A 24,280-nucleotide genomic window follows, 5' to 3' on the forward strand; every position below is an offset into this window, starting at 1 on the left:
GGGTCCCTTCGGTTCGGCGGGTTTGCCCCGCTCGTTTGATGCCTTCACTATGCCGGATGGCTTTCAAAAAACGCCTAAAATGCATGATTAATTTGAGACAAATAAAGTCCAAACGCTTGGTAAAATTGGATTTTTGTTAAACATCGGAATCCTTGCGGATTAAGGATTTTGGCCCTCGATTTACCGAAAATTCAGATTTGGAAATCAACCTTCCGTTCACCACGAAATCAGCGGCAAACCTGAAGGCGCGTCAATTATTGCGCTCCGCGCCGGCGATTTCTGGCCGCTGAAAACACAATTATTTACCTTTACGTTCGCGTCAGTTAGTTTGCCCGCCACGACATCAGGGAGGTAAAAGATGATCCGTAAGTACGTTCTGGCAGGCGCGATCGCGTTATCGGCGACATTCGCCTATGCCGACGAACCCATCGTCGGCAACTGGAAGACCGCTTCCGGTGAAACCGCGCTGATTGCCGCTTGCGGCGGCGACTTCTGCATCACCCTGAAAACCGGCAAATATACAGGCAGGAAAATCGGCACCCTTGCAGGATCAGGCGCGGACTACACCGGCGAGATCACCGACCCTAGCAACGACAAGACTTACAGCGGATCAGGCACCGTTTCCGGCGGCTCTCTGAAGATGAAAGGCTGCGTGCTGAAGGTCTTCTGCAAATCGCAGACCTGGACACGCCTGTAGGCATGACATTCCCAACCGTACCGTTCAGCGTGCCCGCTGGTTGAAAAGGATCTTCTGCGCTTCCTTGTCGTCGGCCAGATTGCTGCGCTCACGCTCTTCCTTGCCGATCGCGATACCCTTGATGACCGCGGGGCGTGCCATCATCGTATCGAACCAACGTTTGAGATGTGGGAACTCGGCAAGGTCCTGTCCCTGGCGCTCGTAGGGTATGACCCAGCCGATAGAGGCCATATCCGCAATGGAGTAATCGCCGGCAAGGTATTCGTGCTCTGCGAGGCGCTTGTTCATGACCCCGTAGAGACGGTTCACTTCGTTGGTATAGCGATTGATCCCGTATTCGATCTTCTCAGGGGCGTATCCACGGAAATGATGGGCCTGTCCGGCCATCGGACCAAGACCGCCGACCTGCCAGAACAGCCATTCTTCGATCTGCACGCGGGTTCGCTGGTCCATCGAATAGAATTTGCCGTACTTGCGTCCGAGATACTGCAGGATCGCGCCGGATTCGAAGACGGAGATCGCCTCGCCGCCAGGGCCTTCGCGGTCGATGATGGCCGGCATGCGGTTGTTGGGCGCGATCTTCAGGAATTCGGGCGCGAACTGTTCACCCTTGCCAATGTTGACGTACCTGACCTCGTAGGGAACGCCGAGTTCCTCCAGCATAATACTGATCTTCCAGCCATTCGGCGTGGGCCAGTAATAGAGTTCAATTGGCGCCGTCATGAAAATCTCCTTGCGCGGATACTGAGAGATAAGTAACGCCCGGCACGCTTCAAGCATCCTGGTCTTCATGAACGCTGGATGAACCGGCATCTCAGCGTCGGTTCAGCAGGACCATGGCAAAACGGTGTCACGTTCAGGAGCAGATCGTCACAACGACGCTACCGAGCGGTTTTCACCCAGAACCTCGTACCGGGGCAAGGATATGGAAGTGCTAGTCTTGGCAAGGCGTTTCACCATCATCACGCTGTTCGCAGCGATCTTCGCCATCACATTTTCGGCTGCAGTCAGCCGAAATGCAGGCGGCGGTGCCCAGTCGCACTTCGGCGCCAACTACACGGCTTCGATCGAGCCTATCCGTGCCGTCCGGCCATGACGTCATGGCATTCCGGCCAACACCGTCGGAATGCCTATAAAAATTCCATGCGTTGCTGCTCAACGCGTCGTTTGCTTGTTAAATGCAACACCCTATAATGCGTCATGAGCAAACGAATCTCTCCATCTGCACCTCTCGACATTGCATCACCATCGCCTTTTTCGCCGAAGAGCTTCGACGATCCAGTTCAGGCAGTCGATGCGCTAACAGCGCTTTATGAGCGCAACACGTCCTTCCTCATCGAGAATTTCACGTCTCTCGCCAAGGGCGCGCCGATCACCTCGCGTTACCGGGCCTTCTATCCGCAGGTCAGCATCGAGACGACCAGCTTCGGCCATATCGACACGCGCCTATCCTACGGGCATGTGACCGCGCCAGGTATCTACACGACGACGATCACCCGTCCGCAGCTCTTCCGGCATTATCTGAAGCAGCAGCTCGGGCTTTTGATGCGGAACCACAACGTGCCCGTCATCGTGTCGGAATCGACCACGCCGATCCCGCTGCATTTTGCCTTTGGCGAAGGTGCGCATGTCGAGGCGTCGGCCGCGGCGTTTCTCGACATACCGATGCGCGACCTGTTCGACACGCCGGATCTGAACACGACGGACGACGAGATCGCCAACGGCGAGTACATTCCGCCGCCGGGCGAGCCATCTCCCCTCGCCCCGTTTACCGCCCAGCGCATCGACTACTCGCTGGCGCGCCTGTCGCACTATACGGCGACCAGTGCGCAGCATTTCCAGAACTTCGTGTTGTTCACCAACTACCAGTTCTACATTGATGAGTTCTGCGCCTGGGCCCGCAAGCTGATGGCGGATGGCGGCGATGGCTACACGTCGTTCGTGGAGCCCGGCAACATCGTTACCCATGCGGGCAGCGGCCAGCCGGAGACCGACGTGACGCTCACGCGACTGCCGCAGATGCCGGCCTACCACCTGAAGAAGAAGGGCCATGCCGGGATCACGATGATCAACATCGGCGTCGGGCCGTCGAATGCGAAGACCATTACCGACCATGTGGCGGTTCTTCGGCCGCATGCCTGGCTGATGCTCGGCCACTGCGCAGGCCTGCGCAACAGCCAGCGCCTCGGCGACTATGTGCTGGCGCACGCCTACATGCGCGAAGACCATGTGCTGGATGATGACCTGCCGGTCTGGGTGCCGATTCCGGCCCTTGCAGAAGTGCAGGTTGCGCTGGAAGCCGCCGTTGCCGAGATCACCGGCTACGAGGGCTTCGAGCTGAAGCGGATCATGCGCACGGGCACGGTCGGAACCATCGACAACCGCAACTGGGAACTGCGCGACCAGCGCGGACCGGTCAAGCGGCTGTCGCAGGCCCGCGCCATTGCGCTCGACATGGAATCGGCGACGATCGCCGCCAACGGCTTCCGCTTCCGCGTGCCCTACGGAACGCTGCTTTGCGTTTCCGACAAGCCACTGCATGGCGAGCTCAAGCTTCCGGGCATGGCCACCGCCTTTTATCGCACGCAGGTCAACCAGCATCTGCAGATCGGCATCCGTGCCGTCCAGAAGCTTGCCGCCATGCCACCGGAAGCCTTGCATTCCCGCAAGCTCAGAAGCTTCTTCGAGACGGCCTTCCAGTAGGCCGTTTCCCTACTGTCGCGACGCGGCAACCTGACCGACAGCGAAAGCTTGCTGGCCATCACGGTGGCCAGCCATATCCAGCGTTACTATGGACAACGCGAAAACGGCCAGCACAGCGGCAAGCCGCGCAGCGATGGCACCGGCGGTGGGCACGTCCTGCGCCAGCGGATCAAGCTTTTCTCCCTGGCGCCGACGCGCCCACAACTGGTTTGCCAGTACAATCTCGAAGATGCTCATAACCGTCACTCCTTGCTGTTGACGGTTGCTAGTCGCGTTAGATCTCCTCAATTCGACAGGGGGCGTGCAGAAAGATTTTTTTCCACCTTGTCGAAATGCGCCTAGGCTGCTCGTCAAGGAGATGTCACGGCGCAACTCGGGAGGAAAAATGCCATGAAGTATCTCTGCCAGGTGTGGTTCGAGCCCTCCAGGCTCGACGCCATGACGAGCGACGAGAAGCGCAAGCTCGACAGGGATTCGCTCGCCTACGACGATCACCTCCTCGAGAGCGGACACCTGATCGTCGCCCAGGCACTGCAGTCACCTCGGAGTGCCGTGACTGTAAGGGTTCGCAACGGAGAAATGTCGGTCACCGACGGCCCCTATGCCGAAACGAAGGAACAGCTGGGCGGCTTCATCCTGATCGAGGCGAAAGATCTGAACGACGCCATCCGTGTGGCCGCCGGTATTCCGCTTGCAAAGACGGGATCAATCGAAGTCAGGCCGATCTATACGATTCCAGTTGAACAACAGGGGTAATGACATGAAATTTCTCTGCCAGATCTGGTTTGACACAGAGAAAAGCAACCTCGTGCCACAAGAGGAGTGGGACGCCCTGACGCAGGAATGCATCGCGAGCGACGACCACTGGCGCGACCGGGGTGTGCTCCAGACCGCGTTGGCGCTGCACGCGCCGAACACGGCGCTCACCCTGCGTGCTGGAACAGGTTCGGTCACTGCCACCGATGGCCCCTTCGCCGAAATAAAGGAACATCTCGGCGGCTTCGTGCTGATCGAGGCCACCGATATGGCAGAGGCAAAGGCGATCGCGTCGACCTTTCCCATCCTGAGATATGCCTCGATCGAAATCCGACCGGCCTATTCGATCAATGACGGGAGATGATGCCATGCGTTACGTCTGCCTTATCTACAACTCCGCTGATACTGACGGCACACTCACCACAGCGGAAACGGAGGAGATCGTTCGAGCTCATTTTCGCGTCGACGAAGAACTGATCCGCGCCGGTACGCTGATCCACGCTGACGCGCTGGAGCCACCCGAGCAGGCGGTTGTCCTGCGACTTCGAAACAATGAGCTCAGCGCGACCGATGGGCCCTATGTCGAGACCAAGGAGCATCTCGCTGGACTATACGTCATCGAGGCAGAGGACATGGAAGCGGCCAAGGCAATCGTGGCACGCATTCCCTGTGCACGCGTCGGAGCCGTGGAGTTGCGCCCAGTGAGAACGCTGACCCTTCCGGAGTGAACCGTGGAAGACCTCATCGAGGACGTTTACCGAAAGCATTCTCGCAGAGTCCTTGCGACCCTGATCCGACTGCTGGGCGACTTCGACCGCGCTGAAGAGGCATTGCACGACGCTTTCGCGGCAGCGGCACGCACCTGGCCGCGAGATGGCGTGCCCGACAACCCCTTTGCTTGGCTCGTATCGACCGGCCGCTTCCGTGCCATCGACCACATCCGTCGGCGAACACGCTTCGATGCTTCGCTGAGGGACATAGAAGATACTCTATACCCGTCTGCCGATGAAAAGGAGGTCGGCGACATGGAACTTATCGAGGACGACATGTTGCGGCTGATCTTTACCTGCTGCCATCCGGTGATCCCGGCGGACGCCCAGATGGCGATGGCGCTTCGCGAGGTCTGCGGCCTCACCACCGAAGAGATCGCGCATGCCTTCCTCGTTCCAGCGCCGACCGTGGCGCAACGCATCGTCCGTGCAAAGAGCAAGATCCGCGCGGAAGCCATCCCCTACGAGGTTCCATCCCATGAGGAGCTCCCACAGCGCCTCGATCGCGTGCTGCATGTGATCTATCTCGTCTTCAACGAGGGATATTCAGCCTCATCCGGCAACGAGATGATCCGGACCGATCTTGCCGTCGAGGCAATCCGGCTTGCCCGGCTGTTGCGCGGGCTGCTGCCGCACCCTGACGTTTCAGGTCTCCTATCGCTGATGTTGTTGCAGGATTCACGCCGGCTCGCGAGGCGCGACGCCAATGGCGATCTGATTCTTCTTGCGGAGCAGGATCGCAACCTCTGGGATCGCGCCGAAATCAACGAGGGTCTGCGACTGCTTCACGATGTCATGCGTCACGGCGAAATCGGGATCTACACCCTCCAGGCCGCCATCGCAGCAGAGCACGCCCGCGCGCAAACGCCAGCAGACACGGATTGGCGACAGGTCGCGGCCTACTTCGATCTTCTGCTCTCTGTTCAGCCGTCACCGATTGCAGAACTCAATCGTGCGGTAGCCATTGCGATGCTCGATGGGCCGGAACAGGGGCTGCAGCTGGTCGATACGATCCTGCAGGCAGGAGACCTCGGCTCCTATCACCTTGCGCACTCCGCCCGTGCAGACTTCCTGCGGCAGCTGGGGCGGACGAAACAGGCATTGGAAGCATATGAAACGGCTCTCGCTCACTGCCGGCAGGCGCCCGAGCGCGCCTTCCTGCAAAAGCGGATCTCAGAGCTCGCGGCGGCGGCCGAAGGGCAGTGACACCGCTGTACCCGTCAGGGCGGAAACGATGATCAGCAGATGGGCGTTGATGCTCGCCTGCGCCAGTGATGCCACGGCTGCCCTTTCGCCGTACGCACCGAAGGCCACTGCACCCGCAGTGATACCGGCCGGATAAGTCCCGACGCCACCCGGTGCGTGAACCGGCAACACAGATGACAATTCACCGCCCAATGCGCCGCCGAAGCTGGCTGCCAGGGGCAAAACGCCCATCAAACTCAAAGCCCAGGCAAGCACCAAAACCTTGACGAGCCAATTGATGACAGTCATTGCCCAGGCTCTTGCGAAAGCCGACGCATTGGCCGGCAGCCCGTTTTCGATCTCCACGACGAAATGGTGAAGCTTCGATGGCAGCAGCTTGCCGGCGAACCGGAGCAACGTCTTGCGAACGGTGAAGCCAGCCACCGGCAAGAGCAGGAACACGCCCCAGGCCAGCCATACGAGCACCTTATGCGAGGCGCCTATCGCAAAGCCTATTCCGGCAGCAGCGAGCAACGCATGCAGATCCAGGAGCCGCATGACCAGGAGCGCGGATGTGGCGCGCGCCAGGGGAATGCCAAATTCCGTGCGCATCAGCACGGGGAAGCTGGTCTCGCCGGTTCGAAACGGCATCATGATATTCAGCAGATTGTGGATCTGCGTCACCCGAAAGAGCGTTTGAAACCGGCCAGCGGTTTCGCGCGGGAAATAGTCGTAGATGCGCCACGTGCGCAAAAAGTAGGTGCTGGTCAGCAGAACGAGCGCCGTGACGACCGGCAGCGCGCCGACTGCCGCCCATTGTCCAACGATCGATGCCCATCCCCAGAACCACTCGATGAAAACCGCATAGGCCGCGACAATCGTTACGGTCAGCAACAGCATCCGATTGCGCGCGAACCAAGATTGTCGGCTGGCAACAACCGGAGACTTCATGTACTAGCTTCCTGACTTCGTCCGCGATGCCACCAACACGGCTGCGCGGCGTTTTAGGAGAAATAAGCGTTGCAGACAACGGCTGAGTCACTTTCGAACGTCATCGACGCTCCCAAACCTGTTGAGCTTTCGCTGGTCGTTCCCGTTTTCAACGAGGAGGATAGCGTCGGCCCGCTGATCGATCGCATCTGTACGGCCATGACCGGATATGCCGAACAGTGGGAACTCATCCTGGTTGACGACGGAAGTACCGATGCAACGCTGGCAAACGCGCGCAAGCATGTCAGCCGCGAAGGTCTGCTGCTGAGGATCGTCGAACTGCAGCGAAATTTCGGACAGACGGCAGCCATGCAGGCCGGCATCGACACGGCGGTCGGACGACTGATCGCGACGATGGACGGCGATCTGCAGAATGATCCGAAGGACATCCCCTCGATGGTCGCAGAACTGGAGCGCCGCGAACTGGATCTCCTCGTCGGCTGGCGGAAAAACCGTCAGGACGGTCTTTTCCTGCGCAAGATCCCATCCTGGTGTGCCAACTACCTGATCGGCCGCATTACGGGCGTCAAGCTGCATGATTATGGCTGCAGCCTGAAGATCTACCGCGCATCGATCATCAAACAGGTGAAGCTGATGGGTGAGATGCATCGGTTCATCCCTGCCTGGGTCGCCGGCGTTGTCCCAAGCTCCCGCATCGGCGAGATGGTCGTCACCCACCATGCCCGCCAGCACGGCCAGTCCAAGTACGGTATCTCGCGCACCTTCCGCGTTATTCTCGACCTGCTGTCGGTCATGTTCTTCATGCGTTACAAGGCGCGCCCCGGCCACTTCTTCGGCTCGCTTGGACTTGGCCTCGGTGCCATTTCAGCGCTGATCCTGGTCTATCTGTTCTTCGACAAGTTCATCCTCGGCAATGATATCGGCACACGTCCGATGCTGATGGTCGGCATCGTGCTGCTGCTGTCTTCGGTACAGATGATCACCACCGGCATCCTCGCGGAGATGATCGCGCGAACCTACTATCGCGACGACGCCTCGCCGAACTACATCGTCCGCCAGATTTTCGACGAAAGAACGAATGCGTAACATGCTGGCACGTCGATCCGATGCCGCCTTCTATCTCGTCGGCGGCTACTTTCTGCTTTGCGTCATCGTCCGCCTTTTGCGACCTGATGCGCTTGAGATCGATGAATCGACGCAAGCATTTCTTTCGCAATATTTCCTCGTCGGCTACGGCTCCCAGCCGCCGTTCTACGGCTGGCTGCAGCACGGACTTGCGGAACTCTTCGGCATCTCGGTCGCGACCCTGTCGATCCTGAAGAACAGCCTGCTGTTTTTGTGCTGCCTATTCTACGGTCTTGCCGCCCGTCAGGTCGCGTCGAACCGCGCGACACCGGCCATCGCTATGCTCGGCGTTTTGACGCTGCCGCCTGTTTTCTTTCTCGCCCAGAAAGATCTTTCTCACACGGTTGCGGCGCTGTTTGCCGTATCGCTGTTTCTGTTCGGCTTCCTTCGGACGCTGAAGGCTCCGAGCTTCGCTTCCTACCTGATCACTGGCATTGCCGTCGGCATCGGCGTCATATCCAAGTACAATTTCGTTGTGGTGCCGGTGGCGGCCGTTCTGGCAATCCTTCCAGAGGCTGACCTTCGGAAGCGCATCTTCGATTGGCGCATTCTGCTGGCCGTGCTGGCAGCCGCGATCATTGCCGCCCCCCACGCCTACTGGCTGCTGCACAATCTTGGAAATGCGAGCAACAACACACTGGCGGAAATGAAGGAAGGTGGACCAAGCAAGCACATCCCGACCTTCCTGCTCGGCACACTCTCCCTGACGAGTGCAACTATCCAGGCGATCGCACCGACGGTCGCGGTTTTTGCCTTGATCTTCTATCGGGACATCAAGACCATTGTTCGCGCACAGAGTGAGTGGACCCGCATTCTGGGCAGGATGTTGATCGCCTGCTTCGTCCTTGTCCTTCTGGTCGTTATCGGCGTTGGCGCGACACACATCCGCGAAAAGTGGCTTTCGCTGCTGATCGTGCTGCTGCCGCTCTATCTTGCGATGAAAGTGGACGCGTCAGGCAGCGCCGTGGAGCTGAAACTGCCGCGTTTTGCGGCCGTCGTCGCTGCTCTTGTCCTGATTGCCCTTGCCGTTCTTTCGGGACGAGCGATTGTCGGCCCTATGCTGGGCTACTATTCGCGGGTCAACACCCCCTACCACGCATTTGCGGATGCGATTGTCGCCCAGCATGGCGAGCCGGCGCGGATTTTGACCACTGACGGAAACACCGCGGGAAATCTCCGTACGCAGTTTCCCAACGTCCTGGTCGAGGCCCCCGGGGGGCTGGCTACATCCGAGCTTTCACAGCCGTTGCTCATCGTCTGGCGCGTCGAAGGTGAGTACGGCGAAGCGCTTCCAGACCGGGTGGCGACATTCCTCAAGAAACGGGACATCGCCCTAGACGGGATCGCGCCCCAGTACCTGGCTATTCCCTACAGCCCCGACGATGCGGAAAAGCATGTTCGGTTCGCCTATTTCTGGATCGCTGCCAACCAATAAAGCAGCGATCCTTCCGCACCTATCGTGGTTTCGTCAGCTTCGCAGCTCTTTCCACGCCGCATCCAATGCGATCTTGGTGATCCGAGCCATTTCATCGACCTCAGCGTGGCTGATGACCAGCGGCGGCGATGCCAGCATGCGGTCGCCCGTGGCGCGCAGGACCAGTCCGTTTGCGAGGGCATGATTGCGGACCAGCGTACCGACCGCGTCAGGCTTTTCGAAGCGAGTGCGTGAAGGCTTGTCGGCGGTGAGCTGCAATGCGCCCATCAGGCCTATGCTGACGGCTTCGCCCACGAGGTCATGTTCACCAAGACCACCCCAGGCCTTGGCGAAGTAAGGGCCGATATCGTCGCGAACACGCTCGACAAGCCGCTCTTCCTCGATGATGCGAAGATTCTCGATCGCTGCGGCTGCGCACACCGGATGGCCCGAATATGTGAAGCCGTGGTTGAAATCGCCGACATCGTTGATCAGTACATTCGCCACGCGATCGCTGACGAGCACGCCGCCGATCGGCAGGTAGCCCGACGAAAGTCCCTTGGCGATCGGAGCAAGGTCAGGCTCGACGCCGAAATGCTGGTGGCCGAACCATTGGCCGAGACGACCGAAGCCGCAAATCACCTCGTCCGTGACGAGCAGGATGTTGCGCGCCTTGCAGATGCGGGCGATCTCCGGCCAGTAGGTCTCCGGCGGGATGATGACGCCGGCTGCCCCCTGCACGGGCTCTGCAACGAAGGCCGCGACGTTGTCCTCGCCCAGTTCGTCGATCTTGGCCTCGAGCTCGCGAGCAACCTTGAGGCCGAACTCCGCGGGCGACAGGTCGCCGCCTTCCCCGTACCAGTAGGGTTGGCCGATATGGACGATACCGGGGATCGGCAGATCGCCCTGCTCGTGCATGTATTTCATGCCGCCGAGGCTGGCGCCGGCAACGGTCGAGCCGTGGTAGCCGTTCTTGCGTGAGATGACGATCTTCTTCGACGGCTTGCCGGCCGCGCTCCAGTAGACGCGCGCCATGCGGAACCACGTGTCGTTTGCCTCCGAGCCGGAGCCCGTGAAGAAAACATGGTTGAAGCGTGGACCGGCGTGAGACGTCACCTTCTCGGCGAGAAGGGTCGTCGGTGTCGTGGTCGTGCCGAAGAAGGTGTTGTAATAGGGCAGCTCGTTCATCTGCCGCGCAACGGCATCGGTTATTTCCTTACGCCCATAGCCGACATTGACGCACCACAGACCCGCAAAACCATCCAGATACTTCCGGCCGTGATTATCCCAGATATGGACGCCCTCGCCGCGCTGGATGATGCGTGTGCCATCGGCATTCAACTTCTTCATGTCGGAGAACGGATGCAGATGATGAGCGGCATCGACGGCAGCAAGATTAGAACGCGCGTAAGTATCAGACATGATTTGCTAAACACCTTCGGTGATTGAAAGCCTCTTCCCAATAAGCTACGACCTTGGCCTTGTCCGAGGGGATTTACAAGATCATGGCGACTGACAAAATGCACGGAAAGGCTGCGGACGGAGAACCGCGCATTGAAATCATGCTCGTTGGCATGAATGGGGACCTTCGCGGCAAGCAAATTCCCCTGGATGCGCAGAAAAAGGTCTGGGCTGGCGAAGTCCGGCTGCCTTCATCGACACAATCGCTCGACATCTGGGGCGATGACAACGACGACATTACCGGCCTGTCGCTGTCGGTCGGCGATCCGGATGGAAACTGCATTGCGGACAAGCGCAGCCTCGTGACCATGCCCTGGGCGCCGGAAGGCTCGATGCAGGTCCTAGCGACCATGCACGAGTTCGACGGCACGCCGAGCTTCATGGATCCGCGCGCCATCCTCTCCTCGGTGCTGAAGCGATACGAGGAGCGCGGCCTGACGCCGGTGGTTGCAACGGAACTCGAGTTCTATGTCGTTGAACAGGACTGGCGCGACACCGGTCGCCCCTCCCCGCCGTCAAGCCTGACCTATCGGGGTGATCCGAACGGCTTTCAGCTCTACGACATGAACGCCGTCGATGCCCTCGACGGCTATCTGCAGACGGTGCGGTCCTACGCAAAGGCGCAGAGCCTGCCTGCCGATGCGACGACCGCCGAGTTTGGTCCCGGGCAGTTCGAGATCAACCTCCTGCATCGCCCCGACGCGCTGGCCGCGGCTGACGATTGCATCTACCTGAAGCGGATCGTGGAACAGGCAGCACGCAAACACGGTCTCAAGTCGACCTGCATGGCAAAGCCTTATTCGGATCATGCCGGTTCGGGCCTGCACGTGCACGCCAGTGTCGTGGATCGGGATGGGCGCAATATTCTCGACGCCAAGGGCGAAGAGCCGAAGAAGCTCAAATCCGTTTGTGCAGGCATGTTGCGCACCATGCGCGAGGCGCAGCTGGTCTTCGCACCGTTTGCCAACTCCTATCGCCGCCTCCAGCCGGATTCCTTTGCTCCCGTCGACCTGACCTGGGGTTATGGTCATCGTGGCACCGCGATCCGAATTCCCGACCTGAATGGCCCGGCGGCGCGCGTCGAACATCGTGTCGCGGGCGCCGATGCCAATCCGTACCTGCTCCTGGCGGCCATCCTCGGCGGCATGCTGCTGGGCCTCGACAACGAACTGGACCCGGGCGAGGAAACCACGCCTTCCCATATCCCTGAGAATACCACCCGGTTAACGCACGATTTCCTCACGGCAGTGGAGGATTTTCGTGCATCGCCGTTCATCGCCGACATCTTCGGCGAGCGCTACCAGAGGCTTTACGGCGACACGAAGCGCAAGGAAGCGATCACTTTCCTCAGGACGGTCTCGGACTTCGACCATCGCACCTATCTATCGCGCCTGTAGAGAGCGACGCGCGGTGTTGTGCGAACCTAGTGTTCGGTCATCATCAATTCCAGAAGAGCAGCGACCAGCCCGGGCTGGGATCGGAACCCGGTCTTCTGGAACACGCTTCGCAGATGACCGCGCGACGCCCTTACCGAGGTCCCAAGCTCATCCGAAACGGCGCGCAGGTCCCATCCCGCCGCCAGCTTGGACGCAACCTTGGCCTCGGCGTGCGTGAGGCCGAAGATCGCCTGAAGCGCCAAGGTGGACGGTGCGGCGCGCGCGGTGGGATCGCTGACGATCACGATCGCCTGGCACGGCGAGAAAATATCGTGCATAGCGCCCTGAACGGGTAATACGTGCGCAACCAGCGGAAAATCGCCGGGGCGCTCGATCGAAACATAGGATGATCCGGTGGGTGGCAACAGAGCCTTACCGACAGCAACGCTCAAACGTTCGTCGGAACGCTCGTCGCGACAACTGAGCCGGCGTTCCCGCAACGTGACGTCGCTACCAAGGAGACTGTCCGCCGCCTGATTGTGCTGAACGACAACGCCCGCATAATCGAGCACGAATGCTGCTTTCCGGCTTGCGTCGAACGCCGCAAGCGCCTCATCCGCGCGGACAAAGCCGAAGGCACTGGCCAAGACAGCATCATTGCCGAAGCCCTTTGCCAGGTCGACAAGGCATTGACGCTCCTCCTCGTCAAAAGGCAAGGTATCCTCGCGCCGCTGCAGCGACAGCACCCAGAGCTCTTCCAGGCCTGCGATCTTGACGCCCGCGAACCACTTTAGGCCGAACCGAGCCAGCCAGTCCTGATAATAGGGATTGCGCTTGATTTCGTCGTCACTGATAAAATCGAGGTCGATGGCGACCCCGTGCCGCATCATATGGCCGACGCCGCGAAAGCGAACGTCATGGTTCGCCCAACCGTCTCGAATATATGTGTCGATCGCCTCTTGAAACGAGGGGGTGGTCGGCAGCTGAGGCAGCCCGCCCTTCAGCCGCACGAGGGTCGCGCCAGCGCCGGAAGCCTCCTCCGATATGACATCGAGGGCTTCAGACCACGCCCATTCCCCAATGGCCGCGCGAGAAAAAGATTCGGATATCCGTTGAGTATTCCACTGCACAGGCATCGTCGTATCCGCCTTGCTGTAGATTGAACGCGCGAAGCTTGATTGAAATCGCTCCAAAAAGCAACACTTGAAGTTGTTACGAGACAGGCTCGCGCCGCTCCCTCTCGTCGAGCTTGGCGGCAAGACCCTGTTTAACCAGAACTTTCAGCTCACCCGGGTGCAGGGTCAATGCCACGTCCCGCTCGAGCGGCAGCAATTCTCCGTCCATCACGCAATTGGCTTTGGGATGAAGCTTCGGAAAATGCAGATGCACTTCGGCGGGGTGCATGATCATCAAGTCGGCATTCTCGCGCACCTTGCCGCGCAACAGATCGATGGCAAGGCGCGCCACGCCGAGCGGCTTCAATGGTTTCGCGGTGTAGAAACCCAATTCGCCACCGGTCAGGCTGTCAGCATAGAGGAGCGCGTTTTCGCCAAACGGATTGTTGGAGACCGATACGGCCGAAACCTTGCGGCGCTCCCGGATACCCGCGGCTTCGAATTCCACATCGAACTCGGGCGGGTTGAGCACGACGCCGAAAGCCGCGCGCGTACTTGCCTGTATTTTCCCCAGGCGGGAGCGATAGCTGTAGGAATTGCGATAGCGCACCATGCGGGCATGCAGGCCGGCGGAGTACTGGTGGATGAACGGCCTGCCGTTGGCGCTCGCGATATCGACGTGATCGACTTCGCCAAACGCCAGCACATCAAGCGCCTCCCATATATCGAGAGGGACACGCAGCGACCGTGCAAACAAATTCATGGTGCCGGCAGGCACAACCCCGAGCGCCACGCCGTTTTTCCAGGCTATGGAGGCAGCAGCAGAAATCGTGCCATCGCCGCCGCCGGCAACGATCCCGTCGATATCGTCCCGCCGCGCCGCCCGCTCCATGGCGGGAACGATCTCGCTACCGGAAAACACGACAGCCTCGAAGTCGTGACCGGCCTCGGCAAAGGTGATCTCGGCGCGGTTCTGGTATGCAGACATGTCGGTGGTTCGGAAAGTACCGCCGTCGCGATTGAAAAAACCTATAAGCTTCATGCGGTTCCTGTCATTAGCCGCCTTTCGCAGGCGCCTGCCTCGTCCTGCTAGAAGATGGTCCTTCCGTCATCGATTTCAACCAAATGGCAGGTCGCTCTGCACAACAGGCAGCCGATCGATGACCTACGTATGCGCCATGAGGGACGCTGCACTGCATAAAACGCAGGGGACGGCGGCGCACAAATCGTCGATAAATGCGATGTTGGGGCAAAGCCCCACCTCCCATCATTTTCTGCTTGTCCGGCCGGTTGTGGCTACGCCTCCGTCCAGCGTCCGGAAACAAGCATGCCTGCCCAAGGAGCTCTCGCTTGAGCCAGATCGCCGTAAACGATTCCATTGACGCCGGGACGGCGGTCGAAGCCCCCTCTCCGATGGCGGTTGCACTCGTGCAACTGGCGCTTGCTTGCGGCGGCTTCGGGATCGGAACCGGAGAGTTCGCGATCATGGGCCTGCTCCCCAACGTGGCCGACACCTTCTCCGTCACGACCCCACAGGCGGGGTATGTGATCAGCGCCTATGCGCTCGGCGTCGTTATCGGCGCACCTGTCATAGCCGTGCTCGCCGCCAAGATGGCGCGGCGTTCGCTGCTGCTTCTGCTCATGGGCATCTTCGCGGTCGGAAACATTCTCAGCGCCATGGCGCCGACATTCGAGGGCTTTGCCATGCTGCGCTTCATCACCGGCTTGCCGCATGGGGCCTATTTCGGCGTGGCCGCGATCGTTGCCGCTTCCATGGTGCCCGTGCACAAGCGCGCCCGCGCCGTCGGTCGCGTCATGCTCGGCCTGACCATCGCAACGCTGCTCGGCACGCCGCTGGCCACCTTCTTCGGGCAATCGCTCGACTGGCGCGTGGCGTTCACCTCTGTCGGTGTCATCGGCCTCGTGACGATGGCTCTCATCTGGTACTACGTGCCGCGCGATCAGGTCTCGGAAGGCGCGAGCTTCATGCGCGAACTCGGCGCATTCAAGCGGCCGCAGGTGCTCTTGACGCTCGGCGTCGCCGCTGTCGGCTATGGCGGCATGTTCGCCATGTTCAGCTACATCGCCGACACGACGGTCAAGGTTGCGATGCTTCAACCAAGCATGGTGGCCGTGATGATGGTCCTGTTCGGCGTCGGCATGAACGTCGGCAACCTTGTCGGCTCCTGGTTTGCCGATAAATCGATCATGGGCACGATCGGCGGCTCGCTGATCTTCAACATCGTCGTGCTGACGATGTTCTCGTTAACCGCTGCAAACCCCTTCATGCTGGCGCTTTGCGTGTTCCTCATCGGCTGCGGCTTTGCGGCAGGTCCTGCCCTGCAAACCCGCCTGATGGACGTCGCGGCCGACGCGCAGACGCTTGCCGCAGCGTCCAATCACTCAGCCTTCAACATCGCGAACGCGCTCGGCGCATGGCTTGGCGGACTGGTCATCGCCTGGGGTTACGGCTTCGCGGCGACAGGCTATGTCGGCGCCATTCTGTCGTTCCTCGGCATGTTCGTCTTCGCAGCATCGCTACGCCTGGATCGCCGCGGCCGGAACTGACGGATCTTCGGCGGTGACATTGCGCATGTGACGGCCGTCCGGAAGACAAAAGACGTTTTCCTCGCCCCACACAGCCAAGGCTTCGATCACCGGCTTCAGCGTTTCGCCTAGCGGCGTCAGTGCGTATTCCACCCTCGGCGGAACGACCGCAAAGACCGTGCGCGATACCAGCCCCGACTCTTCAAGCTCGCGCAATTGCTTGGTGAGCATCCGTTGCGTCACGGTCGACAACTTGCGGCGCAGTTCGTTAAACCGCAATGTTCCGGCAAGCAAATGGAAGAGAACCACGCCTTTCCATTTTCCGTCCAGAAAGCTCAACGTTGCCTCGACAGGGCAACCGGGAAAGTTCTTCGTGAGCTTGGCCCGGGGTCGCGACATCTTACGGTATCCTTTTGGGTACTACGTACATAATTTGTGCATTCTTGCGTCAGCTGAACATAGGACGCATCTAGCTTGTGTGCAATGAACACAGGAGTTTCCGATGCGCGCCGTCGCCTATTATGTCCCGCAACCCATTTCAGCCGAAACGTCGCTGATCGACATCGAACTGCCCACCCCTAGCCCGACAGGACATGACCTGCTCGTCGAAGTGCGGGCCGTCTCCGTCAATCCTGTCGATGTCAAGGTGAGAGCCGGCGTTGCACCCGCCGCCGATGAGCCCAAGGTTCTCGGCTGGGATGCGGCCGGCGTGGTCAAAGCAGTCGGCGCCGATGTGACGCTGTTCAAGGTTGGCGACGAGGTCTTCTACGCCGGAGCGATCAATCGCCCCGGCAGCAACGCGGAATTCCATCTTGTCGACGAGCGCATCGTTGGCCGCAAACCGAAAAGCCTCGATTTTGCGGCCGCGGCTGCACTGCCCCTCACCTCGATCACAGCGTACGAAGCGCTCTTCGATCGTCTGAAAGTACAGGATGCCGTCCACGGCGCGGCCCGGTCACTTCTGATCATCGGCGGGGCTGGTGGGGTCGGCTCGATCTCGATCCAGCTCGCGCGTGCGCTGACCGACCTGACCGTCATCGCCACAGCCTCCCGCCCCGAGACCCGCGAGTGGGTCAAGAAGCTCGGCGCCCATCACGTCATCGACCATTCGCGACCGATCGCTCCACAGGTCGCCGCGCTTGGCATCGGCGCACCCGGCTTCATCTTCTCGACGACCAACACCGCCGACCATATTCAAGACATCGCAGAAGCCATCGCTCCGCAGGGCCGCTTTGCGCTGATTGATGACCCAAAGACGCTCGACATCGTGCCATTCAAGCGCAAGGCGATTTCGGTCCACTGGGAGCTGATGTTTACCCGTCCGCTCTTCGGGACGCCCGATATGATCGAGCAGCACAAGCTGCTGAACGAGGTTGCCGAGCTCGTGGACGCAGGAACGATCCGAAGCACGCTGAACGAGACCGTCGGTCCGATCAACGCCGAGAACCTCAAGACGGCACATGCAATGGTCGAGAGCGGCAGGATGAAGGGCAAGGTCGTTCTTTCGGGCTTCTAGCATCAGATATCGCCGCTGCAAGATGACGGGTTCGCCGCCAAACGAGCCAGCCGGCGAAACACCAAGGAAGAATGGCGCGCCAGGGGTGCGGCATTCTTGCCTCAAGCGCCTAAGGAGCTTGACTTTTTTGCCGTTTGAGACCACCTACTGCCTTACGCGCGGAACGACCGTTCTTCGCGGTTATCAACGGAGCCATCATCACGATGCCAAGCGACAGTAGCAGTCGATTGCCTTTGCCGTACGCGGCCCTCGTGCGCTGACCGATCTCTGTCGGGCTCGCCCGTCGGACGCTACGGCGGATCGACGGAAAGGCGAGCTTAATGAACATCAATCGCTTCCCTCTGCGGGCAGGCCATGCCGCCCGTTTCTTTACCAGCGACAGCCTCGGTGCCATCACCACGGCTGAACGCGTCGAACGCCTGAACGCGCTCGAAATACCAGAAGCAGCGGCTATCCTCGCCACGCTGCCTCAGCAGAAGGCCGTCCGTATATTGGGGCGCCCCGAGCTGCACCATGCTGCTGCCATGCTGACCGAAATGCCGTCGGACCAGGCAGCGCGGCTGCTGAATGCAACCGCCAACGACCGTGTCGCCGACCTCTTCCAGGAAATGGGCGAGGACGCGCGAGCACACCTTTTCTCCAAGCTCGACCGGACCACCTGTCTCGCCGTCCAGCACCTGATGGGCTACCCCCCGCGTACGGCGGGCAGCATCATGACGACGGAGTTCGTCAGCGTGCCGGCGACATGGACCGTCGCGCAGACGCTCGAGCATGTCCGCAAGGTCGAACGGTCGCGTGAGACGGTCTATGCCATCTACGTGCTCGACGGGCAGACGCAGGCGCTGACCAGCGTCGTCACCCTGCGCCGTCTCATCACCGGCGAACCGCAACAGCCGGTTCTCAGCGTCGCCCAGCAAGGCGCCATCGTGCGGGCCGATCCGCTGATGCCCCAAGAAGACGTCGCAAGGCTGATCCGCAAGCATAATCTGCTCGCACTTCCGGTTATCGGCGAAAACGGCCACATGCTCGGCATCGTAACCGTCGACGATGTGATCGACACGATGATCGCCGACCAGACGGAAGATGCGCAGAAGTTCGGCGGCATGGAAGCGCTCGGCAAGCCTTACATGACGATCAGCTTCGCAGGCATGATACGCAAGCGCGCCGGCTGGCTGTGTGCCCTGTTTCTCGGCGAAATGCTGACCGCCAGCGCCATGCAGCACTTCGAGGGCGAACTCGAGAAGGCCATCGTGCTGACGCTGTTCGTCCCCTTGATCATGAGCTCGGGCGGCAATTCCGGCTCGCAGGCTACATCGCTGATCATCCGTGCGCTTGCGCTCGGAGAATTGAAGCTGTCGGACTGGTGGCGTGTGCTGCTGCGCGAACTGCCGACAGGCATCGTGCTCGGCTCGATCCTCGGTGCGGTCGGGTTCGCCCGCATCGTGCTCTGGCAGAATATCGGGCTCTACGACTACGGCGAGCACTGGATCCTGGTCGGATGGACGATCTTTGCGGCACTGATCGGCATCGTGACCTTCGGTTCGATCGCCGGCTCGATGTTACCTTTCGTGCTCCAGAGACTGCGGCTCGACCCCGCCAGCGCTTCGGCACCGTTCGTCGCAACGCTCGTCGATGTGACCGGGTTGGTGATCTACTTCTCGGTTGCCCTGATGATCCTCAGCGGCACACTGCTATGACAATTCGGACGGGGCCTTGCGGCCCCGTTTTCATTTCGGCTCGGGCAGCTTCAGAGCCCCGTGCGTCTTCATGCTGCGGATGGCGAAGTTGGACCTGATGTCGCTGACATTGGGTAGCGTCAGCAGCGTCTCTGTCAGAAGCCGCTCATAGGCTGCCAGATCCTCGACCACCACCTCCGCGAGGAAATCCGCGGTCCCCGAGATCAGGAAGCACGACACGATTTCGGGTATGGCCAGCAAAGCCGCCTGCTGCGCTTCCGAGTTCTCCCGGCTGTGATGGGCAACCTTGAACTCCACGAACACGGTGAGACCCAGGCCAACCTCCTTGCGATCGATATCGGCGCGATATCCGCGGATGACGCCGGCCTTCTCAAGGTTGCGGATCCGGCGCAGGCATGGCGATGGAGACAGGTTGACCTTCTCCGCAATCTCGACGTTGGTAGCCCGTGCGTCCTCCTGAAGGCATTTCAGGATCGCGATATCGAATTTATCAAGATTTGGCATATTCAGTAATTTCCAATGACTCCATTGGCATATCATTGCGCAGCCTATGCGATAGGCGCCACAGATAGCAAGGACATGCCGCGCCCTCCGCGGCTATTCTTCATGCAACCGGTGAACCGGACGCCATTGGAGGATAGACCCATGACCACTCTTGCATTTTCGAACACAAAGCCTTCTCCCCTCGCCACCGGATATGCTGGTGCCGTAGTGACCGTGCTCATCTGGGCAACCTGGATCCTGGCAACCCGCCACAGTGCGGCGACCCGGCTGGGCACCGTTGATCTTGGCCTGATCCGCTACGGCGTTCCGGCATTGGCGCTGGCGCCCGTCTGGTTGAGGACAGGCCTGCTGCCGAAAAGCGTTCCGCTGACATTGTTGGCAATAATGGTCGCGGGTGCAGGCGCGGTCTTCTTCCAACTGACGACCGCGGCGATCCATTCGACGCCCGCCGCGTCCGCAGGGATCCTGCTCGGAGGTTCCATGCCGCTAGCGACCGCCCTCATCGGCGTCGTGGTTTTCGGTGAGCGACCGGACCTGACACGCTGGCTGGGGTTGGCGGCGATTGTCGCCGGCATGGTCATCCTGCTCGTCCACGGCCTCTCGACGACGATGCTTCCCTGGAGCAGCTTCGCGCTCCTGCCGATGGGCGCGGTGCTCTGGGCCTCTTATACCCATGCCTTTCGCCGGTCAGGCCTGACGGCGCTGCAGGCAAGTGCACTCATCGCCATCTGGTCGTTCCTCATCCACGTCGCGCTCGCCATGGTCTTGGGAACATCGATCGCGCAGGCACCGCTTCCAGAAATCGGCCTTCAGATCCTGAGCCAGGGCGTGCTGTCCGGCCTTGTTGCAACGCTTGCCTACGGCGTTGCCGTTCGCTCGCTGGGCGGCACGCAGGCAGCGGCATTCACCGCGATCACGCCGGTTCTGGCAACGCTCGGCGGCGCCGTCTTGCTCGGTGAAGACGTGGGTATTGCGGAGCTCACCGCTGCGGCAATCACCGGAATTGGTGTTGCGCTTTCGACGGGGATCATGGCGAGGCGCCAATCATGACGCACTGGTATCGCAGGCCGGAGCCGATGAGCTTCGGCCTGCGCTTCGCCTTCGCAAGTGTCACTCGAACCACAGAGCCATTGCGACACGACGATCGGGGTCCATGCCGTTTTCGATCTCGTCGTCGAGCTTCTGGCGCAGATACGGTGGCGTGTGCTCGTGGTCCAACAGTTCAAAGCCCAGCGAGCGATAAAAAGGCGCATTGAAGACGACGTAACGATCCGTCGTCAGGGTCACGCCATTGAGCTTGCGAACACGAGCCGCCTCTATCGCTTCAAGCATCAGGCGGCGGCCCGCTCCGCGCCGCTGCCATTGCATGACGACATCCAGCTCGATGACGTAGAGCGTTTCTTCGATCTCGGCGCCTGCAAGAAACCCGATCGGCTGGCCAGCGTCATCGGCGGCGACGAAAAGAAGCCCTTCCGCGTGCGATCGGCGAAGGACACCCTGCGGCAGGGCGTGGGCGTCCCGTGCAACGTCTAGCGCGTCCGCGAGGGCAGCAAAAGCGTCGATCTCGATGTCGGCCAGTCGCGACAGTTCGTCGGGGCGAGCGGGCCGAATACTCAAACCATCAGCCTGTGTCTCGCTCACGTCGCAGCCTCACATGTTCGGATAGACCGGCCCCTCGCCGCCCTGCGGGGGGACCCAGTTGATGTTCTGGTTGGGGTCCTTGATGTCGCAGGTCTTGCAGTGGACGCAGTTCTGGGCGTTGATGACATAGGTCTCCTTGCCGTCCTTCTCCACCCATTCGTAGACACCAGCCGGACAGTAGCGGGTCGAGGGGCCGGCATAGATGTCGTGCTCGGACGAGACCTGCAGCGCCATGTCCCTGACCTTGAGATGCACCGGCTGGTCTTCCTCGTGGTTGGTGTTCGACAGGAACACCGAGGAGAGACGGTCGAAGGTGAGAACACCGTCCGGCTTCGGATAGGCGATCGGCTTGTGCTTCGAAGCCGGCTCCAGCGAGGCGGCATCGGTCTTGCCGTGCTTCAAGGTGCCGAAGAAGGAGAAGCCGAACAGCTGGTTGGTCCACATGTCGAGACCGCCGAGCGCGACGCCAACAGCCGTGCCGAACTTCGACCACAGCGGCTTGACGTTGCGGACCTTCTTCAGGTCCTTGCCGATGTCGCTCGAACGCCAGTCGGTCTCGATCTCGACCACCTCGTCATTGGCGCGGCCAGCGGCGATCGCGGCGGCGATGCGGTCCGCCGCCATCATGCCCGACAGCACCGCATTGTGGCTGCCCTTGATGCGGGGAACGTTGACGAAGCCGGCCGAGCAGCCGATCAGGGCGCCACCGGGGAAGGAGAGCTTCGGCACTGACTGGTAGCCGCCTTCGGTGATGGCGCGGGCGCCGTAGGACAAGCGCTTGCCGCCCTCGAACGTGCCCCGGATCGACGGATGCGTCTTGAAGCGCTGGAACTCCTCGAAGGGATAGAGATAGGGGTTCTTGTAGTTCAGGTGGACGACGAAGCCGACGGCCACGAGGTTGTCTTCCAGATGATAGAGGAAGGAACCGCCACCGGTCTTCATGCCGAGCGGCCAGCCGAAGGAATGCTGCACGAGACCCTGCTTGTGGTTCTCCGGCTTGACCTGCCAGAGTTCCTTGATGCCGATGCCGAATTTCTGGGGTTCTCGATCCCTGGAGAGATCGAACTTGGCGATCAGCTGCTTGGCGAGCGAGCCGCGCACGCCTTCGCCGATCAGGACATACTTGCCGAGCAATGCCATGCCGCGGGTGTAGTTCGGGCCGGGCTCGCCGTTCTTCTCGATGCCCATGTCGCCGGTGGCCACACCAATGACCGCACCCTCGTCGTTGTAGAGCACTTCGGTTGCGGCAAAGCCCGGATAGATCTCGACACCCAAGGCCTCCGCGTGGCCCGCCAGCCAGCGACAGACATTCCCGAGCGAGACGATGTAGTTGCCGTGATTGTTCATCAAAGGCGGCATCAGGATGTTCGGCAGACGCACCGATCCGGCCGGGCCGAGCAGCAGGAAGTGATCGTCCTTGACCTCCGTCTTGAACGGATGATCCGTCTCCTGCCGCCAATCCGGCAGCAATCGGTCGATGCCGATCGGATCAACGACCGCACCCGACAGGATATGGGCACCGACCTCGGCGCCCTTTTCCAGCACGACCACCGACAGCTCCGGATTGACCTGCTTCAGACGGATCGCCGCCGACAGACCCGCAGGACCGCCGCCGACGATCACGACGTCGAATTCCATGCTTTCGCGTTCGGGCAGATCTGGCGTATCGGTCATGCATCGCTCCATTCGGCCGGCATTGCGGCCACATTCCCCGTATCGGGTATCTCTTGGCAAAACCCGCAACCATTGTCGAGCCGGGAAACGACACCCAATCCCCCATTTCACGCAATGATATTCTCAAGCGCGAAAGAAGTATATTACCCTTACGTTAACGTCAATAAAATGAACGGAAATGCCTGTTCGATCACCCTTCCCTTTTGAGCTTTGCGCACCCTATAGATTGGGCAGAACAACAGGAGACGACACAATGGATCTCGGCATCAAGGGCAAGCGCGCGCTCATCCTGGCATCATCGCGAGGACTTGGGCACGGCATCGCCGTGGCGCTTGCTCACGAGGGCGCCAACGTCCTGCTCTGCGGGCGCAGCGGCGAGACGCTGGAGGCAAATTGCAAGGCGATCAACGCCGAGGGCAAGGGCAATGCCGACTGGATCTGGGCGGATCTTTCCGATGAGAACTTCACCGAAACCGTGACGGCGGCTGTTGCCAGCAAGCTTGGTGGTGTCGACATTCTGGTCAACAACACGGGCGGCCCAACGCCAGGAACGACCGAGGACATGACGGCAGACCGACTGGAGACCTATTTCTTCTCGATGGTGCTGCGCGTCATCACGCTGACCAATGCGTTGCTGCCGGCGATGAAGGCGCAGGGTTGGGGGCGCATCCTGACGGTTGCCTCATCCGGCGTCATCGAGCCGATCCCCAGTCTTGCGCTGTCCAACACCCTGCGTCCGGCCCTTGCAGGCTGGAGCAAGACGCTGGCCTCCGAGGTCGGCCGCTACGGGATCACCACGAATGTCCTGCTGCCCGGAAGCATTCTGACCGGTCGGCTCGACGATCTCGACGGTGCCGCAGCCAAGCGGACAGGCAAAAACATGGCGGATATCCGCGCGAGCAAGGAGGCTCTGATCCCCGTCGGGCGCTACGGCACCGTCGAAGAGTTCGCAGCGACAGCCGCCTTTCTATGCAGCCAACCGGCAAGCTACATCACCGGCAGCCTCATCCGCTGCGACGGCGGCGCAGCGCGATCGGTTTGATTGCAAAGGATATTTGGGCGCGGATGATCCGCGCCCGTGCCCACTGGCGTTCGGCGGGTGGAAACATTATAATATCAACACATTCTTTTATTACAAAAATTTAAGC

At 60.5% G+C, this 24,280-nt stretch carries 25 protein-coding genes; 15 read left to right on the forward strand and 10 right to left on the reverse strand.

The window, feature by feature from the left end; translation table 11 throughout:
• Positions 1-358 precede the first annotated feature (358 nt).
• On the forward strand, positions 359-697 hold the full coding sequence (locus QTL94_RS06520; protein ID WP_289800959.1) for a DUF2147 domain-containing protein: 339 nt from the start codon (positions 359-361) through the stop codon (positions 695-697).
• A gap of 24 nt (positions 698-721) precedes the next feature.
• On the opposite strand, the gene QTL94_RS06525 is transcribed toward QTL94_RS06520, so the two are convergent.
• Positions 722-1,420, reverse strand: coding sequence for a glutathione S-transferase N-terminal domain-containing protein (locus QTL94_RS06525; protein ID WP_289800960.1), 699 nt, complete (start codon positions 1,418-1,420; stop codon positions 722-724).
• A 208-nt stretch (positions 1,421-1,628) separates the two neighbouring features.
• Between QTL94_RS06525 and QTL94_RS06530 the strand changes: the two genes are divergently transcribed.
• Together QTL94_RS06530 and amn are read left to right on the forward strand one after the other, a co-directional pair.
• A complete protein-coding gene (locus QTL94_RS06530) occupies positions 1,629-1,793 on the forward strand; it encodes a hypothetical protein (RefSeq protein ID WP_162764245.1) in 165 nt (54 codons plus the stop codon).
• 104 nt (positions 1,794-1,897) lie between these two features.
• Positions 1,898-3,400 carry an AMP nucleosidase gene (amn, locus tag QTL94_RS06535; protein WP_289800961.1) on the forward strand — a complete coding sequence of 501 codons (1,503 nt, stop codon included), beginning with the start codon at positions 1,898-1,900 and terminating at the stop codon, positions 3,398-3,400.
• A gap of 9 nt (positions 3,401-3,409) precedes the next feature.
• On the opposite strand, the gene QTL94_RS06540 is transcribed toward amn, so the two are convergent.
• Positions 3,410-3,637 (reverse strand): hypothetical protein, encoded by a 228-nt coding sequence (locus QTL94_RS06540; protein WP_113521614.1) that lies wholly within the window; start codon positions 3,635-3,637, stop codon positions 3,410-3,412.
• Between the two features lie 153 nt (positions 3,638-3,790).
• On the opposite strand from QTL94_RS06540, the gene QTL94_RS06545 reads away from it, so the two are divergent.
• Genes QTL94_RS06545 through QTL94_RS06560 form a run of 4 tightly spaced genes read left to right on the forward strand, consistent with a single transcriptional unit; the run spans position 3,791 to position 6,132 of the window.
• Positions 3,791-4,156, forward strand: a complete 366-nt coding sequence (locus QTL94_RS06545; RefSeq protein ID WP_289800962.1) for a YciI family protein — start codon at positions 3,791-3,793, stop codon at positions 4,154-4,156.
• A 4-nt stretch (positions 4,157-4,160) separates the two neighbouring features.
• Entirely contained in the window at positions 4,161-4,520 is a 360-nt protein-coding gene (locus QTL94_RS06550) for a YciI family protein (protein ID WP_289800963.1), read from the forward strand.
• A 4-nt stretch (positions 4,521-4,524) separates the two neighbouring features.
• Positions 4,525-4,884 carry a YciI family protein gene (locus QTL94_RS06555; RefSeq protein ID WP_289800964.1) on the forward strand — a complete coding sequence of 120 codons (360 nt, stop codon included), beginning with the start codon at positions 4,525-4,527 and terminating at the stop codon, positions 4,882-4,884.
• A 3-nt stretch (positions 4,885-4,887) separates the two neighbouring features.
• The gene (locus QTL94_RS06560) at positions 4,888-6,132 is read left to right on the forward strand and encodes an RNA polymerase sigma factor (RefSeq protein WP_289800965.1); all 1,245 of its coding nucleotides are present in this window, start codon (positions 4,888-4,890) and stop codon (positions 6,130-6,132) included.
• Here QTL94_RS06560 and QTL94_RS06565 read toward each other — a convergent pair.
• Complete coding sequence (locus QTL94_RS06565; RefSeq protein ID WP_289800966.1) at positions 6,100-7,062, reverse strand: lysylphosphatidylglycerol synthase domain-containing protein; 963 nt, start codon at positions 7,060-7,062, stop codon at positions 6,100-6,102. The two genes, QTL94_RS06560 and QTL94_RS06565, sit on opposite strands and share 33 nt — an antisense overlap.
• 69 nt (positions 7,063-7,131) lie before the next feature.
• Here QTL94_RS06565 and QTL94_RS06570 point away from each other — a divergent pair, with 69 nt between their 5' ends.
• Positions 7,132-8,148 carry a glycosyltransferase family 2 protein gene (locus tag QTL94_RS06570; protein WP_065689954.1) on the forward strand — a complete coding sequence of 339 codons (1,017 nt, stop codon included), beginning with the start codon at positions 7,132-7,134 and terminating at the stop codon, positions 8,146-8,148.
• Complete coding sequence (locus QTL94_RS06575; RefSeq protein ID WP_289800967.1) at positions 8,141-9,622, forward strand: ArnT family glycosyltransferase; 1,482 nt, start codon at positions 8,141-8,143, stop codon at positions 9,620-9,622. The genes QTL94_RS06570 and QTL94_RS06575 overlap by 8 nt, the downstream gene beginning before the upstream one ends.
• Before the next feature lie 33 nt (positions 9,623-9,655).
• On the opposite strand, the gene QTL94_RS06580 is transcribed toward QTL94_RS06575, so the two are convergent.
• Positions 9,656-11,023, reverse strand: a complete 1,368-nt coding sequence (locus QTL94_RS06580; protein WP_289800968.1) for an aspartate aminotransferase family protein — start codon at positions 11,021-11,023, stop codon at positions 9,656-9,658.
• An 83-nt stretch (positions 11,024-11,106) separates the two neighbouring features.
• On the opposite strand from QTL94_RS06580, the gene QTL94_RS06585 reads away from it, so the two are divergent.
• Positions 11,107-12,459 carry a glutamine synthetase family protein gene (locus QTL94_RS06585; protein ID WP_289800969.1) on the forward strand — a complete coding sequence of 451 codons (1,353 nt, stop codon included), beginning with the start codon at positions 11,107-11,109 and terminating at the stop codon, positions 12,457-12,459.
• 26 nt (positions 12,460-12,485) lie between these two features.
• Here QTL94_RS06585 and QTL94_RS06590 read toward each other — a convergent pair whose 3' ends face one another.
• Both QTL94_RS06590 and QTL94_RS06595 read right to left on the reverse strand, forming a co-directional pair.
• Positions 12,486-13,574 (reverse strand): helix-turn-helix transcriptional regulator, encoded by a 1,089-nt coding sequence (locus QTL94_RS06590; protein WP_289800970.1) that lies wholly within the window; start codon positions 13,572-13,574, stop codon positions 12,486-12,488.
• 76 nt (positions 13,575-13,650) lie between these two features.
• On the reverse strand, positions 13,651-14,595 hold the full coding sequence (locus QTL94_RS06595; RefSeq protein WP_289800971.1) for a diacylglycerol/lipid kinase family protein: 945 nt from the start codon (positions 14,593-14,595) through the stop codon (positions 13,651-13,653).
• A gap of 308 nt (positions 14,596-14,903) precedes the next feature.
• Between QTL94_RS06595 and QTL94_RS06600 the strand changes: the two genes are divergently transcribed.
• Positions 14,904-16,121: an MFS transporter gene (locus QTL94_RS06600; protein WP_289800972.1), complete on the forward strand. Its 1,218-nt coding sequence runs from the start codon at positions 14,904-14,906 to the stop codon at positions 16,119-16,121.
• Here QTL94_RS06600 and QTL94_RS06605 read toward each other — a convergent pair.
• On the reverse strand, positions 16,092-16,499 hold the full coding sequence (locus QTL94_RS06605; RefSeq protein WP_289800973.1) for a winged helix-turn-helix transcriptional regulator: 408 nt from the start codon (positions 16,497-16,499) through the stop codon (positions 16,092-16,094). The two genes, QTL94_RS06600 and QTL94_RS06605, sit on opposite strands and share 30 nt — an antisense overlap.
• A 103-nt stretch (positions 16,500-16,602) precedes the next feature.
• Between QTL94_RS06605 and QTL94_RS06610 the strand changes: the two genes are divergently transcribed.
• Both QTL94_RS06610 and mgtE read left to right on the forward strand, forming a co-directional pair.
• Complete coding sequence (locus tag QTL94_RS06610) at positions 16,603-17,616, forward strand: zinc-binding alcohol dehydrogenase family protein (protein ID WP_289800974.1); 1,014 nt, start codon at positions 16,603-16,605, stop codon at positions 17,614-17,616.
• Between the two features lie 320 nt (positions 17,617-17,936).
• Positions 17,937-19,313 (forward strand): magnesium transporter, encoded by a 1,377-nt coding sequence (mgtE, locus tag QTL94_RS06615; RefSeq protein WP_065689946.1) that lies wholly within the window; start codon positions 17,937-17,939, stop codon positions 19,311-19,313.
• Between the two features lie 30 nt (positions 19,314-19,343).
• Here mgtE and QTL94_RS06620 read toward each other — a convergent pair whose 3' ends face one another.
• Entirely contained in the window at positions 19,344-19,817 is a 474-nt protein-coding gene (locus tag QTL94_RS06620) for an Lrp/AsnC family transcriptional regulator (protein ID WP_289800975.1), read from the reverse strand.
• A 141-nt stretch (positions 19,818-19,958) separates the two neighbouring features.
• Here QTL94_RS06620 and QTL94_RS06625 point away from each other — a divergent pair, with 141 nt between their 5' ends.
• A complete protein-coding gene (locus QTL94_RS06625) occupies positions 19,959-20,867 on the forward strand; it encodes a DMT family transporter (RefSeq protein ID WP_289800976.1) in 909 nt (302 codons plus the stop codon).
• 60 nt (positions 20,868-20,927) lie between these two features.
• On the opposite strand, the gene QTL94_RS06630 is transcribed toward QTL94_RS06625, so the two are convergent.
• Both QTL94_RS06630 and QTL94_RS06635 read right to left on the reverse strand, forming a co-directional pair.
• Positions 20,928-21,458 carry a GNAT family N-acetyltransferase gene (locus QTL94_RS06630; protein WP_289800977.1) on the reverse strand — a complete coding sequence of 177 codons (531 nt, stop codon included), beginning with the start codon at positions 21,456-21,458 and terminating at the stop codon, positions 20,928-20,930.
• A gap of 9 nt (positions 21,459-21,467) precedes the next feature.
• Entirely contained in the window at positions 21,468-23,132 is a 1,665-nt protein-coding gene (locus QTL94_RS06635) for an electron transfer flavoprotein-ubiquinone oxidoreductase (RefSeq protein ID WP_289800978.1), read from the reverse strand.
• Between the two features lie 253 nt (positions 23,133-23,385).
• Between QTL94_RS06635 and QTL94_RS06640 the strand changes: the two genes are divergently transcribed.
• Positions 23,386-24,174 (forward strand): SDR family oxidoreductase, encoded by a 789-nt coding sequence (locus QTL94_RS06640; RefSeq protein WP_289800979.1) that lies wholly within the window; start codon positions 23,386-23,388, stop codon positions 24,172-24,174.
• The last annotated feature ends 106 nt before the right edge of the window (positions 24,175-24,280 follow it).

This window comes from Rhizobium sp. S96 (assembly GCF_030382195.1).
Classification (GTDB): Bacteria; Pseudomonadota; Alphaproteobacteria; order Rhizobiales; family Rhizobiaceae; genus Rhizobium.